The organism is Microvirga sp. P5_D2, assembly GCF_054049475.1.
Genome location: NZ_JBFUMH010000030.1, coordinates 1 through 12,265, shown reverse-complemented (window position 1 = coordinate 12,265; position 12,265 = coordinate 1). Strand labels below are relative to the sequence as shown.

Sequence of the window (12,265 nt, the reverse complement as noted above, 5' to 3'; positions counted from 1 at the left end):
GGTCAGTTCCGGGGAACCCTTTGTATCAAGCATTTGCTGCAACAGTCGACACTCGGCTGTGGGATCACAAGGAGAACGTCATGGAGCTGGAGCCAAATCCTCAATGGGGTCTTCAAGGCCTCACCGAGTGTATTGCCCTGTTTGAGGACACAGAAACGGGAAAGCTCGTCGAGGAGCGAGTGGATGAATTCCTGGAGTGTGTCACGAGCTGTGACCCCTTCGTTCAGCCACTTGGTCATGGTGACAGGTACTCGGCCGTCCCGGAGTTCGAGTTTGATATCCATAGTCTTGAAGTCAAAGTCTCCGTCGGTTTCCCATGGGGTGTCTGGATGGACGTACTCAAACGTCGGCGCCCGGACTGGCTGTTGAATCCCTGCGACAAGGATTCGCTCACGGAGGATGTTGTGGACGAGATCCTGACGATCAGGCAGGAGGTCGAGGGAACTAGCTCCATTCCGGAACGCTATCGCTGCTACTTGATCTGGGACATGCTCTCAGGCGCCGCTCAAGACGCGGTCGATGCAAGCATCTCAGAGGCCGAATGGCGAGGCTCCGGCCGGGACGAGATCCGGAGTTCACTCGTTGTCTCGATCTCCACGGTTTTAGACGAGGAAATCGAGGCTTGGAAACAGGAGCTGGACAGCGCCAGACAGAGGTATAGCCTCACCAAGAGATCATCTGAGCCTGTGGCTGTAGAGTGATGGATGTTGTGGCGGAGCAGGCATCTTGAGGGCTCCTGAAGTATGCGAAGATGACCGATCATCCGCAGCCTTCAGGTCTCACTTACCACCGCGATCGCATTTCCAGCCTATCAGACTCACACGGGGCCTCATCGGCTCGGCAAGCCGCACGGTTGCACCGTCGCCCAAACACAACGGAGATGCAGCAATGTGCGGCTTGCCTTGCCAAACTCAGGTGGCACGCTGAAGAGCAAGCCGCTTATGCTCCAGAATCCTGAACGCCTCCCGCACGATAGGCTTCCAGGCCTTCGGATCGGCATCGGGCGTTTGGCTCCAGCCACAGGTGTCCCTTTCTACAGACGGAGGCAACTCGAAGTACGCGACGCGACACCCGCCCTTCGTTTCACCGAGCGCATAGCAACGCGCCTTGAAAATGCCCCCATCCAGGATTGCCTCGCGCCTATGCCGAGGCTTCAGCATGGTAAGTGCAGCGAAACGGCCAACATCGTGCCACGGACTCTGGAGCTGCTCCAGCGTGGGATCGAACAGAATGTTGCCGAAGTGGACGACGACATGGGCGTTGATCATGCCCGGCAGGCTCGGCACGGAAGGGTATCCGATGCTCGTACGGCGCCCTCGGTAGGAGATTTCAAGGCCGCACCGGAACGGCTTCGCATCCCTGACCTCAAGCGCGTGCAGGATTCCGGCGACAGCCTGAGACGCCAGAATGCAGGAGTTGATCTTCAGCTTCAAGTCAAGCGAGCGGACAGCCTGCCTGTACAGAAGATGCGCCAGCGTCACGGTACTAAAGCTCTTGTGAACGACAGGATCGTTCATCGCGCTGGGACTGAAGCCGTAGGGGTGGATCGTCGGATCGCTGGCTTGGAAATCAGGCGCACGAGCGGAAGTGGCGAAGTTCGCCGCGATGAGGTTGTCCATGGTGTCTCCCTTCTGTTGGACGATGCGTGGCGGTCAGCGCGCCACATATGCGCAGCGCGGTCCCCTGAGGGACGGCCGTGTGCATCGTCGACATAAGAGGGTGAATGGACATGAATTCCTTGAGTAAGGTCGCGCTGTTTACAGAATCCGCTTCCGACAGTCAACGACCAAGCTTGAGAAAGCGACGGCAAGGATTGCCGACACCGGTCGTCACGATCAAATCGATGCGCTCTGATCCTCGGCTCGTGGCAAGCGCCTTCGCCGACCGGATTTGCTGCATGCAATGCTTGAAGGCATCCTTTCCGCAGAACAGGGAAGGAGAGCCATATGAGACTCGCAGCCATTCTTGCCGCAATCTTCCGAGCTGTCGCTCAGGCAGCGTCGTTCACGTGGCGTTGGTGTGCCACATCCGGGCGATGGATTGTCGACACAGCTCGAGCGACAGCCTCAATACCGGGTGCCTTTATCGGTAGCTTTTTTGGAGGTGGGCAAATGCCCCCTGCCCCGGAACCGACTTCGGAGAGTGCGGATGCCGTCAAGGATGCACTCGACACTTTGGCCGAGCGGCGCCGGAAGATCGACGTGCAAGACCAGATGATGCGCCGGTCCGATCCGGTTGGCGAGACCATCCACGCCTATGCAGCCGCATCGGAGGACGAGCGTCTGGAGATGGATCTTGATCCACTGCCAGATCATGTGAGGGTCTGGCTCCTAACGCGCAAGGAAACTGACCTGAAACGGCTCGCCGCAGCCGGCCCAGTGAAATGCGGCCTCGTTGCCGCTGGCAAACGATCCGGCATCGTCGGCATCGAGCCTCCAGACCCTGACCAGCCGGTGTCACCAGAACCTGTCGTGAGGAGGCTTGATGCAGATGAGCTTTTTGCCCGGATTGCAAAAGCGAAGGGCATCCACGGAAGAGTTCCGATGCATTAAGGCGGGATTCGTCCTCGTTGCGTCAGAAGGCCCAGCGCAGTCTGGGCCTTCTGCCTTTCGGGCTCTGGTTTATCGCGCGACCGTCTTCAGAGCGTCCGTCCGCTGCCTGAGCGCCCGGCGCAGGCGTGCAACCTCTTCCTCGAGTTCTCCGACACGGTCGATGGCGGCGACTGCAATTTGGGACATCTGATGAGCATCCCCACGCGCAGACGCCAGTGCCGTCGCCCAGGCGTCCTGGATGCGCGCCTGCTGGGTCTCGGTCACCGCACGCCCGGCACTTATGAGCATGTCGGTCATCCCATAAGCCAGCATTCCGGCAAAGGCATTCGGGTGCATTGTCATGAGGGACCTCCACAAGTTGGATCGAGTTCATGAGCTCGCCTTGGAATGGCGTCAAGGATCCCGGCAATGGCGTCCCCGGGAATTCTGCAGCCAGTTCAAGGAGATCCGACGTGACGCACCATCATCGAATTCTGTGCGTGCGGATCACAGCAGGCCGTAGGGAGTGATCGATCCTGAGCTGCGGGACTAAACGGCCGCGCACCAGCCCTGCCCTCATCGCAAGAGTGCTCCTCCCCGATATCCACAGGGTTGCGTGAGCAACTCGCATTGACCGCGCTGCGTTGCTCATGTTCTTGGTTTGTTCACTTTGGCGCACCGGGACCCGATGTCGCCACCGCCTCGCCCAGCCTTCTCTGCCCTCCCGCCCGTCACCTCTGCGACGGTCGCGGAGTTGCGCCGGCAGATTGAGCGCCTCGAGGGCAGCGCGCGGACGCGCGTGCCATTGCCCTTCGGCATCGCCGCCGTCGACGATCACCTGCCGGGCGGCGGCTTGGCGCGCGGGGCGCTGCACGAGGTCGTCGAGGCAGGACCCGCCGCCGAGTTCGCCGGCTCCGCGACCCTTTTCACCGCCGGGATTGCCGCGCGGCTCAAAGGATCTGTCCTGTGGTGCCTGACCCGGCGCGATCTCTTCGCCCCAGGCCTTGCCCTGGCAGGCCTCGCGCCGGGTCGCGTCATCTATGCCGAGGCTAGCCGTGACCGTGATGTGCTGCCTCTCGTCGAGGAGGGCTTGCGCGAGCGCGGTCTGGTGGCCGTCGTAGGCGAGGTCACGCGCCTCAACCTCATCGCCTCGCGCCGCTTGCAGCTCGCCGCAGAAGCGTCGGGTGTCACCGCGCTTCTGCTCCGGCGCTGGTGGACCGTCGCCGAGAAGGATCTGGCTGCCCTTCCCTCAGCGGCCGTCACCCGATGGCGCATCGCGCCCTCCCCGTCCGAGCCCGTCCCTGCCCCGGGCCTCGGCCGCGCCCAGTGGCAGGTCGACCTTGTGCGCTGCCGCGGCGGCGAAACCCGTTCCTGGATCCTGGAGGCCTGCGATGCGAAGGGTCGTCTCGCTGTACCTGCCTCACTGGCCCGTCGACCGGATCAGACGCCGATACGGCGAGCCATCGCGCGATGACCCGCTCGTGACCGTGCAGACCGCAGGATCGCGCCGCACGATCGCGGCCGCCTGTCCGGCCGCGCAGCGGCTCGGCCTTCACGCCGGCATGGCCGTCGCCCAGGCGCAGGCGATGGTCCCTGGGCTCCACGTCTGGGACGCCACGCCCGACGAGGACGAGGCGGCCCTGCGCGAGCTGGCGCGCTGGGCGATCGGCTACTCGCCGGTGGTTGCACCCGACCCGCCCGACGGGGTCTGGATCGACATCGCCGGCTGCGCGCATCTCCATGGCAGCGAAGAGAAGCTCCTCGAGCACCTGCTCGGCCGCCTGAACGGCCAGGGCGTCGCTGCCCGGGCAGCCGTCGCCGACGCGCCCGGCGCGGCGTGGGCCATGGCGCGATTCCGCGGCGGGGGCGTTATCCCGGTTGGCCGTTCCATCGAGGCCGTGGCAGTCCTGCCCGTCGCCGCGCTGCGCATCGCCCCGTCCATCGTTGCCGTCATGCAGAAGCTCGGAGTGGAGCGTGTCGGGCAACTCGCCGCGATGCCGCGCGCGCCGATGGTGCGCCGCTTCGGTAAGGACGTGGCATTGCGGCTCGACCAAGCGATGGGCCACGCCTTCGAGCCGATCAACCCGCTGATCCCGGAGGAGACGCCGCTCGCCACCCTCGCCTTCGCGGAGCCGATCGGCAAGCTCGAGGCGCTGAAGGACGTGGTGCGCCGCCTCGCCGAAGACCTCTGCAAGCAGCTCGTGAAACGCGGCCAGGGCGTGCGCCGGCTCGACCTGATCCTGCGCCGCGTCGACCAGAAGGGGGCCAACCTGAGGGTCGGCACCGCCAAGCCCACGCGGGACGCGCCGCACCTGGCGAAGCTCTTCGACGAGCGGCTTGAGACCGTCGACCCGGGCTTCGGGATCGAGGAGATGGTGCTCGTCGCCAGCAAGACGGAGCCGCTGTCCGAGACGCAGACGGAGGCGCGCGGCATCGCTGGCGTGTCCGCGCCCGACGTCGACATGAGCCGCCTCGTCGACCGGCTCAGCGCGAAGGTCGGGGCGCATCGCGTGTACCGCCTCGAGCCGGTGCAGACGCTCGTGCCGGAGCGCATGGCGCGGAAGGTGCCGGCTCTCGCGCCGGTGACCGACGCCGCCTGGCCGGACAACCTGCCCCGGCCGACGCGGCTGCTCGACCCGCCCGAGCCCGTGGTCGCGACGGCGCTCCTGCCGGACCATCCGCCGGCGCAGATCACCTGGCGCAGGGTCCGGCACAAGGTCACGCATGCGGACGGTCCGGAGCGCATCGCGCCGGAGTGGTGGGCCGGCGATCCGGACGGGCCGTCCCGGGACTACTACCGCATCGAGACCGACCGCGGCGGCCGCTTCTGGGTCTTCCGTGACGCGCCCGCGGCCGAAGGTGGACGCTGGTGGCTGCACGGGCTGTTCGCATGACAGACTACGCCGAGCTTCAGGTCACGAGGCATTTCAGCTCTAGCGGTTCCCCTCACGCCCGGTTTCGCCGGTTGGTCAGCTGCTCGTCCTTCCCGAACACTATCAATACGCCCGCGAGTGGCCGGAACCTATGGCCAAGCCTCACGTTCAGTTCCTCATCTGACACTGCCGGACGCGAGGATGCTGACAGATGCAACGCTGGCCTGAGCGCCTCTGGATCGTCCGTCATGGTGAGAGCGCCGGCAATGTCGCACGCGATGCCGCCCATGCGGCCGGTTTGTCCCGCATCGACATCGCCCACAGGGACGTCGACGTTCCATTGAGCCCGCTCGGGGAAGAGCAATCGAGTGCCCTAGGACGCTGGTTTGCCGCCCTGCCTCCAGATGAACGCCCCAACGTCGTTCTGACTTCCCCCTATCTCCGTGCGCAACACACCGCCGAGATCATCGAGGCTGAGGGAGGCGTCTGTGTCGAGCGCCATACGTTCGTCGTCGACGAGCGTCTGCGTGAGAAGGAGTTCGGTGTCCTCGACCGCCTTACCCGCTCGGGCATTGAGGAGCTTCATCCCGACCAAGCCGAGTTCCGCCGGCTACTGGGCAAGTTCTATCACCGGCCTCCTGGCGGCGAGAGCTGGTGCGACGTCATCTTGCGCCTCAGAAGTGCGCTCGACACGATCTCCTTGCACCATAGCGGCTGCCGCGTGTTGATCGTAGGTCACCAAGTGGTCGTCCTGTGCCTACGCTATCTTCTGGAGAACATGACGGAGCAGAAGATCCTGGAGATTGATGCCCAGGGCGACGTGGCGAACTGCTCCGTGACTGAATATCGCCTCGACCCCGGCATCGGCGAGCATGGACAACTGATGTTGCATCACTACAACTTCGTCGCGCCCCTTGAAGAGGCTGGCGCGCCCGTGACAACGGAGCCCGACGCCAAAGTCGCGGTACGATGAGCAACAGCGCAATCACCTCCGAATTCCTCAGCCGAATACCTCTCCCGCAGCCCTCTGAGGACGGGGATAAAGACCAGCGCGGACGTGTCCTTGTCATCGCAGGGAGCGCATCGGTTCCGGGGGCGGCCCTGCTCGCAGCGACTGCTGCGTTGCGCGCCGGAGCCGGGAAGCTTCAGATCGCGACCTGCAAGAGCATCGCAACCCACCTCGGCATCGCTGTGCCGGAGGCGCTGGTCCTTGGCCTGCCGGAGACACCCTCGGGTGAGATCGACCCAAGCGCCGCTGTCCTGCTGCACGAGCGGATCGCGCGTTGCGATGCAGTTCTCATCGGCCCTGGGATGGTCGACGAAGACGCTGTCTCCGCCCTCACCGCAGATCTCTTGGACTGTGATCCAGGATCGGCCTTCGTCCTGGATGCTGGGGCGCTGGGTCAGTTGAAGGAGATTGCAGCCATTCTGGCGCGCCACAAGGGACGCTTGGTGATCACTCCTCATGCCGGTGAGATGGCCAATCTGCTCGGCGTCGACAAGCATGACGTCCTGAGCAACCCAGCTGAGATTGCTGGCCAAGCAGCGAGCCTGCTCCACTGTGTGGTGGCCCTCAAGGGACCATGCACCTACATCGCCACGCCTGACGGGGCCACATGGACCTACAGCGACGGCAATGTCGGCTTGGCGACATCCGGATCCGGAGACACGCTGGCGGGCATCGTCGCAGGCCTGCTGGCTCGCGGCGTAAGTCCGCTCGAGGCGGCACAGTGGGGCGTCTTCCTTCATGGCGAGGCCGGCAACCGCTTGGCCCAGACCCGTGGTCCGCTTGGCTTCCTCGCGCGGGAGCTCCTCGCCGAAATCCCTGCGATCATGGCGACGTTTCGTGAGACCTGACCACACGGTCACGGCTTGCGCCTCTTTGAAGCCGGAACCACTTGGCCGACCGCTTCGAAGTCCGGCCAAGGATCGCTGCTGAGATTCGGCAGCCGGGCCGCCAGATTACCGACCCGATACTGATTGCCACTGCGAATGGATGGCAGTTCGTCCCATGACACTGGTGTGGAAACGGGTGCGCCCGACCGCGCTCGCGTCGAGAAGGCAGCCACCGCAGTTGCACCCCTCCCATTGCGCAGATAGTCGATGAAGATTCGGCCTGTCCGGGCACGCTTGGCCATCGTGTCGGTATACAGGGCTGGGCTAGCCTTCGTCATGGCAGCCGCCACACCGGCCGCGAACGTCTTGGCCTCGTCCCAGGACACCGTCGGGCGGATCGGAACCACGACATGCAGGCCTTTGCCTCCGGACGTCTTGACGAAGCTCTCAAGGCCGCGCCCCCGCAAGTGCTCGCGCACGTCGACGGCTCCCTGGACAACGGCGTCCCATCCGACACCCTCCCCTGGATCGAGATCAAAGACCAGGCGGTCGGGCCGCTCCGGCTTCGTCAGCGTCGAGCCCCATGGATGGATCTCGAGCACGCCAGCCTGAACCAGGGCGAGAAGGCCCGTGAGGTCCTGGATCGCGACGGCCTCGTCGTCGCCCACGGTGACCCGCTGCACCAAGTCGTTATCGAGGCCGGCCCAAGCATGTTTCTGGAAAAAGCACTCCTTCTGCGACCCGCCCGGACAGCGCAGAAGCGACAGCGGCCGGTTCACGATATGCGGCAGGATCTGGTCCGCGATCTCCGTATAGAACTCGGCGAGACCGAGCTTTGTGATGCCCACATCCTCCCAAAGAACCCGATCGGGATGGGTGAGCCGAGCTCCCTCGAGGATCGCAGCATTTGGGGTCTCGTCGGACGGAGTTTCGACGGCGGTCTCCCGGACCACCTCGCGCGGATCCTTGTCCTCGCGCAGGCCCTGGAAGGAGCCCTGCCGGACCATGCGGTCATGGGTCCACCCCCGGAACTCGACCTCCGCGACCAGTTCCGGCTTGACCCACTTTACGCCACGGCTGGCCATCGCAGGGATCTTGTCTGCAAAGGACGACGCGGCAACCTCGATCGGCGCGAGTGTCTTGTAGAGCGAGGCCGCCGTCTCCGCGGTGAAGCCGGTCCCGACGCGCCCGGCATGGAGCAGCTTCCCGGCGTCATAGACACCCATGACCAGCGAGCCCACAGCCTTCTTGCTCGTGCTGGAGGGCAGGTAACCGGCGATCACCAGTTCCTGGCGCTGAGTGCACTTCGACTTGACCCAGCCGTTGCCCCGGCCCGACCGGTAGGGCTGATCGGCGCGCTTCGAGATGATGCCTTCCAGGCCCATGCGGCAGGCATGCCTGACGAGAGTGGCGCCATCTTCCTCGATATGGTCGCTGAAGCGGATCGGTCCGCCCTGGGGGAGGTCATCGAACAGGAGGCGCAAGGCCGCCTTTCGATCCGCCAGGGCCGCCTTCCTGAGATCCTTGCCGTCCAGGTAGAGCAGATCGAAGACGTAGTAGACGAAGCGCTCGCCTTTGCCCTTCAGCTCCTGCTGAAGCGCCGAGAAGCTTGAGACGCCAGCCTCGTCCTCGACAACGATCTCGCCGTCGAGCAGCGCCGACGGGATCTTCAGGTCCTTCAAGGCCTTGGCGATTGGCTTGAACTTCGCCGTCCAGTCGAGGCCCTTCCGGGTCAGGAGTTGCACCTCGCCGCCATCGATTCGGGCTTGCATGCGGTAGCCATCGAGCTTGATCTCGTGCAGCCACTCGCTTCCTCTCGGAGCTCTCTCAACCAGTTTCGCCAGGGCCGGCTCGACGAAGGTGGGCAGGATGCCCTTCTTCGCGCCCTCCACTCTCGTGGGCCGTCGCGACTTGTCCGGTCGGGACTTCGCCACCTTTTCGCGTGTGGCATGATCGACGCGGACATCGCCCTTGGTGGAGAGCTCCTCGATCGTCAGACCCGACTTCAGCGAAGTCGTTTCCTCCTCCAAAATGTCGGGGTCGCCGACAGCACGGGTAGCCTCGTCGTCGAACTTGAGCAACAGCCATTGCTCGTTCTTCTGACCCGGCTTGCCGCGCGTCCGGACGAGGTGCCACTTGCCCTTGAGGCGCTCGCCCTTGAGGATGAAAGTCAGGCGGCCGCGGGCATAATCGGCGTGCGGGTCGCCTTCGGGGATCCAGCGGCCCTGATCCCAGACGATCATGGTCCCGCCGCCGTACTGGCCCGCCGGAATGACGCCCTCGAAGTCGATGTACTGTAGCGGGTGGTCCTCGGTGTGGACGGAGAGGCGCTTCTCTCCGGGAACCAGGCTGGGGCCGCGAGTGACTGCCCAACTCTTGAGCACACCATCAAGCTCCAGCCGCAGGTCATAATGCAGACGGCGGGCGTCATGCTTCTGGATCACGAAGCGGTCACCCTGCGCCTGGCCGCGTTTCGCCTTCGGCTCGTTCGTAACCGAGAAATCTCGCTTCGTCTGGTAGGCGGCGAGAGATTCGGAAGATTTTGGCTTAGTGGCGGGCTTGGCGCGGGACCGAGCGGTCCGGGGTTTCATCTCCGACGATCCGGCGACCATGGCATTCTCCTACGCAACACAACTCGTCGGTGGTTCAACCAGCCTTGCGTGCCTTCGCCTTCGCGACAGGCTTTCTAGTGGGCTTGGACTTCGCCGCAGCCTTCTTCGGCGGAGCGGTTTTGTTGTCCTTGGAACCAGCCTTCTCGGCCGACACGCTGCGCTTAAGCGCGTCCATGAGGTTGACGACGTTCGAAGACTTTGGCTGCTCTTCGTCGTTCTTGACCGACTTCCCGGTTTGCTTCGCCTTCAAAAGTTCGGCAACAGCCTCTTCGTAGCGGTCATCGAATTGCTTCGGATCGAAGTGTGCCGCCTTACTCTCAATGATGTGGGCGGCAAGGTCCTTCATCTCCTTCGGATACTTCACCTCGCTGATCTCGTCGAAGACCTTGTCCTCGTCTCGCACCTCATCGGCGGCATGAAGCGTCGTGCCGACAAGGCCCTCATCGAGGGGCTCCAGCAGGATCATGCGCTCCCGCCGTGCCAGCACAATGCGGGCAATGCCAGCCATGCCTTTGTCGCGAATAGCATCGCGAATGACGCAGAAGGCCTCGTTCGACACCTTATCGGTCGGTGCGATGTAGTACGCCGTATCGAGGAAGCGCTCGTCGACCTCCTCGCGCGGCACGAAACTCTCGATGTCGATGGTGTGGGTGCTTTCCACCTTCAGGGCGTCGAGCTCCTCGTCCTCGACCTGAATGTAACTGCCCTTGCCGACAAGGTAGCCCTTCACTTGCTCCTCGCTCTCGACCACCTCCTCGGTCTCGCTGTCGATGAATTGGCGCTTCACGCGATTGCCGGTCTTGCGGTTGAGGGTGTTGAACCGGATCTTGCCGCCCGAGGACGTCGACGGGTAGAGGCCGACCGCGCAGGACACGAGAGACAGCTTGATGTGGCCTTTCCAGACCGTCCGCCCAGCCATGGGTAGAACTCCCAATGATACGCTACCATATGAGGGCGCCGGTAACCTTGGCGGCACCCCCACGAGTCAGCAACGTCGCCCCGGAATGACTCGTTCCGAGTTCTCCACAGACATCTCCGATGCGGTTAACACCACATGAAACCGCTACGCTCCTCGGCGCATTTTGGAACTGAACTTGTAGCGAGAGGAGTAGCAGAATGTCTGATGATAAAGCCAATCGCGGCGGTGCGGATCGCACCCGGGTGGCCGGCGGAGAAGAATACGAGGTCGAGTACTTTGCCAGGAAGCACGGGATCAGCGTCGCGCAGGCCGAGGCGTTGATCAAAGAGCACGGGAATAACCGCGAGAAGCTCGACGCTGCTGCAGGAAAGCTCAAGAGAGGCTAGCCGCTAGTGGCATCTCCGCCTTTCGTGCGACCCCGCTGCCTGGAATACGTAGAACGTGTGTGAGCGCCGCATCTATATTGGGACCGCCGCTTGGGCGATCCCAAAGGCACACCAGGATGCCTTCCCGAATGAGGGTAGCCATCTGGTGCGATACGCGACCCGGTTTGACGGCGTCGAGATCAACTCGTCGTTCTATCGGCCTCATCGCCTGTCGACCTATCAGCGCTGGGCGGATGATGTTCCCGACCACTTCCGCTTCGCGGTGAAGATGCCGAAGACGATCACCCACGAAGGTCGGCTCCGCAATGTCGCGGAACCCTTGCAGCGGTTCCTGAGCGAAATCACCGGTTTGGGTGGCAAGCTCGGCCCGGTCCTCATCCAGCTTCCCCCCAGCTTGAAATTCGACCCCGATGCAGCCGAAGCATTCTTCCGGAGTATCCGCGATTCCTTTGGCGGCGATATCGTCTGTGAGCCCCGGCACGCAACGTGGTTTACGGCCGACGTCGACGCCTTCATGACAGAGCGGCAGGTCGCGCGGGTCGCGGCCGACCCTCAGCCACACCCGGAGGCGAAACAGCCGGGCGGCTGGCGCGGACTTGCGTACTATCGGCTGCATGGCTCGCCGAAGATGTACTATTCATCCTACTCCGACGAAGACATCACCCAGATCGCCGGAGAACTAAAAGGGCTTCAGGCTAAGGGAACACGGACGTGGTGCATCTTCGATAACACGGCGGAATTCGCCGCGACGGCAAACGCCCTCGCCACCGCCGTGCTCGTTCGATGATGAGCAGGTTTCACAGGCCTGCCTCTCCCCTTCGATCCAGACAGCTCTGTGACGGACTGCCTAGAGCATCGGATGTTTAATCGGACGCATATCCAGCAGCCTTGAGGTAGTTCCAACATTCTTGTGGCTCGAACAGGTTGCAGATCTCACCGAGGGTGCGCCAGAGCGCGTCCAAGGTGCGGGCTTCGGCTTTGCGCAGATGCGCTTTGATCTTGGCAAAGGCTTGCTCGATCGGGTTCAGATCGGGCGAATAAGCCGGCAGGAACAGGAACCAGGCTCCGCGTCGCCTCAGACACTCGCCTCAGACACTGAGCGGCCTTT

At 63.5% G+C, this 12,265-nt stretch carries 12 protein-coding genes and 1 pseudogene; 8 read left to right on the top strand and 5 right to left on the bottom strand.

Translation table 11 applies throughout. The features are described 5' to 3' along the window. Nucleotides 1-80 precede the first annotated feature (80 nt). Nucleotides 81-701, top strand: coding sequence for a hypothetical protein (locus ACXJKO_RS10890; protein WP_457091109.1), 621 nt, complete (start codon nucleotides 81-83; stop codon nucleotides 699-701). A gap of 210 nt (nucleotides 702-911) precedes the next feature. Here ACXJKO_RS10890 and ACXJKO_RS10885 read toward each other — a convergent pair whose 3' ends face one another. Continuing rightward, complete coding sequence (locus tag ACXJKO_RS10885; protein WP_457091108.1) at nucleotides 912-1,619, bottom strand: hypothetical protein; 708 nt, start codon at nucleotides 1,617-1,619, stop codon at nucleotides 912-914. A 492-nt stretch (nucleotides 1,620-2,111) separates the two neighbouring features. Here ACXJKO_RS10885 and ACXJKO_RS10880 point away from each other — a divergent pair, with 492 nt between their 5' ends. Beyond that, the gene (locus tag ACXJKO_RS10880) at nucleotides 2,112-2,552 is read left to right on the top strand and encodes a hypothetical protein (RefSeq protein WP_457091107.1); all 441 of its coding nucleotides are present in this window, start codon (nucleotides 2,112-2,114) and stop codon (nucleotides 2,550-2,552) included. A gap of 69 nt (nucleotides 2,553-2,621) precedes the next feature. Here ACXJKO_RS10880 and ACXJKO_RS10875 read toward each other — a convergent pair whose 3' ends face one another. Then, nucleotides 2,622-2,894, bottom strand: a complete 273-nt coding sequence (locus ACXJKO_RS10875) for a hypothetical protein (protein WP_457091106.1) — start codon at nucleotides 2,892-2,894, stop codon at nucleotides 2,622-2,624. Nucleotides 2,895-3,219: 325 nt separating this feature from the next. On the opposite strand from ACXJKO_RS10875, the gene ACXJKO_RS10870 reads away from it, so the two are divergent. From ACXJKO_RS10870 to ACXJKO_RS10855, 4 genes are all read left to right on the top strand, one after another. Next, nucleotides 3,220-4,005, top strand: coding sequence for an ImuA family protein (locus ACXJKO_RS10870; protein WP_457091105.1), 786 nt, complete (start codon nucleotides 3,220-3,222; stop codon nucleotides 4,003-4,005). Further along, nucleotides 3,923-5,425 carry a Y-family DNA polymerase gene (locus ACXJKO_RS10865; protein WP_457091104.1) on the top strand — a complete coding sequence of 501 codons (1,503 nt, stop codon included), beginning with the start codon at nucleotides 3,923-3,925 and terminating at the stop codon, nucleotides 5,423-5,425. Before ACXJKO_RS10870 ends, ACXJKO_RS10865 begins: the two co-directional genes overlap by 83 nt. A 190-nt stretch (nucleotides 5,426-5,615) precedes the next feature. After that, nucleotides 5,616-6,377: a histidine phosphatase family protein gene (locus ACXJKO_RS10860; RefSeq protein ID WP_457091103.1), complete on the top strand. Its 762-nt coding sequence runs from the start codon at nucleotides 5,616-5,618 to the stop codon at nucleotides 6,375-6,377. Continuing rightward, a complete protein-coding gene (locus ACXJKO_RS10855) occupies nucleotides 6,374-7,261 on the top strand; it encodes an NAD(P)H-hydrate dehydratase (protein WP_457091102.1) in 888 nt (295 codons plus the stop codon). The genes ACXJKO_RS10860 and ACXJKO_RS10855 overlap by 4 nt, the downstream gene beginning before the upstream one ends. A gap of 8 nt (nucleotides 7,262-7,269) precedes the next feature. Here ACXJKO_RS10855 and ligD read toward each other — a convergent pair whose 3' ends face one another. Together ligD and ku are read right to left on the bottom strand one after the other, a co-directional pair. Beyond that, a complete protein-coding gene (ligD, locus tag ACXJKO_RS10850) occupies nucleotides 7,270-9,852 on the bottom strand; it encodes a DNA ligase D (protein ID WP_457091101.1) in 2,583 nt (860 codons plus the stop codon). A 34-nt stretch (nucleotides 9,853-9,886) separates the two neighbouring features. After that, a complete protein-coding gene (gene ku / locus ACXJKO_RS10845) occupies nucleotides 9,887-10,771 on the bottom strand; it encodes a non-homologous end joining protein Ku (protein ID WP_457091100.1) in 885 nt (294 codons plus the stop codon). A 197-nt stretch (nucleotides 10,772-10,968) separates the two neighbouring features. Between ku and ACXJKO_RS10840 the strand changes: the two genes are divergently transcribed. Both ACXJKO_RS10840 and ACXJKO_RS10835 read left to right on the top strand, forming a co-directional pair. Next, nucleotides 10,969-11,157: a DUF3606 domain-containing protein gene (locus ACXJKO_RS10840; protein ID WP_457091099.1), complete on the top strand. Its 189-nt coding sequence runs from the start codon at nucleotides 10,969-10,971 to the stop codon at nucleotides 11,155-11,157. 55 nt (nucleotides 11,158-11,212) lie between these two features. Then, a complete protein-coding gene (locus tag ACXJKO_RS10835; RefSeq protein WP_457091098.1) occupies nucleotides 11,213-11,944 on the top strand; it encodes a DUF72 domain-containing protein in 732 nt (243 codons plus the stop codon). A gap of 76 nt (nucleotides 11,945-12,020) precedes the next feature. Here ACXJKO_RS10835 and ACXJKO_RS10830 read toward each other — a convergent pair. Next, a pseudogene (locus tag ACXJKO_RS10830) lies at nucleotides 12,021-12,218 on the bottom strand (transposase); the annotation flags it as partial. Nucleotides 12,219-12,265 lie beyond the last annotated feature (47 nt).

Excerpts from the sequence above, each read along its gene's own strand:
- ACXJKO_RS10890 (WP_457091109.1), top strand. The coding sequence starts at position 81 with ATGGAGCTGGAGCCAAATCCTCAATGGGGTCTTCAAGGCCTCACCGAG.
- ACXJKO_RS10885 (WP_457091108.1), bottom strand. The coding sequence starts at position 1,619 with ATGGACAACCTCATCGCGGCGAACTTCGCCACTTCCGCTCGTGCGCCT.
- ACXJKO_RS10880 (WP_457091107.1), top strand. The coding sequence starts at position 2,112 with ATGCCCCCTGCCCCGGAACCGACTTCGGAGAGTGCGGATGCCGTCAAG.
- ACXJKO_RS10875 (WP_457091106.1), bottom strand. The coding sequence starts at position 2,894 with ATGACAATGCACCCGAATGCCTTTGCCGGAATGCTGGCTTATGGGATG.
- ACXJKO_RS10870 (WP_457091105.1), top strand. The coding sequence starts at position 3,220 with ATGTCGCCACCGCCTCGCCCAGCCTTCTCTGCCCTCCCGCCCGTCACC.
- ACXJKO_RS10865 (WP_457091104.1), top strand. The coding sequence starts at position 3,923 with ATGCGAAGGGTCGTCTCGCTGTACCTGCCTCACTGGCCCGTCGACCGG.
- ACXJKO_RS10860 (WP_457091103.1), top strand. The coding sequence starts at position 5,616 with ATGCAACGCTGGCCTGAGCGCCTCTGGATCGTCCGTCATGGTGAGAGC.
- ACXJKO_RS10855 (WP_457091102.1), top strand. The coding sequence starts at position 6,374 with ATGAGCAACAGCGCAATCACCTCCGAATTCCTCAGCCGAATACCTCTC.
- ligD (WP_457091101.1), bottom strand. The coding sequence starts at position 9,852 with ATGGTCGCCGGATCGTCGGAGATGAAACCCCGGACCGCTCGGTCCCGC.
- ku (WP_457091100.1), bottom strand. The coding sequence starts at position 10,771 with ATGGCTGGGCGGACGGTCTGGAAAGGCCACATCAAGCTGTCTCTCGTG.
- ACXJKO_RS10840 (WP_457091099.1), top strand. The coding sequence starts at position 10,969 with ATGTCTGATGATAAAGCCAATCGCGGCGGTGCGGATCGCACCCGGGTG.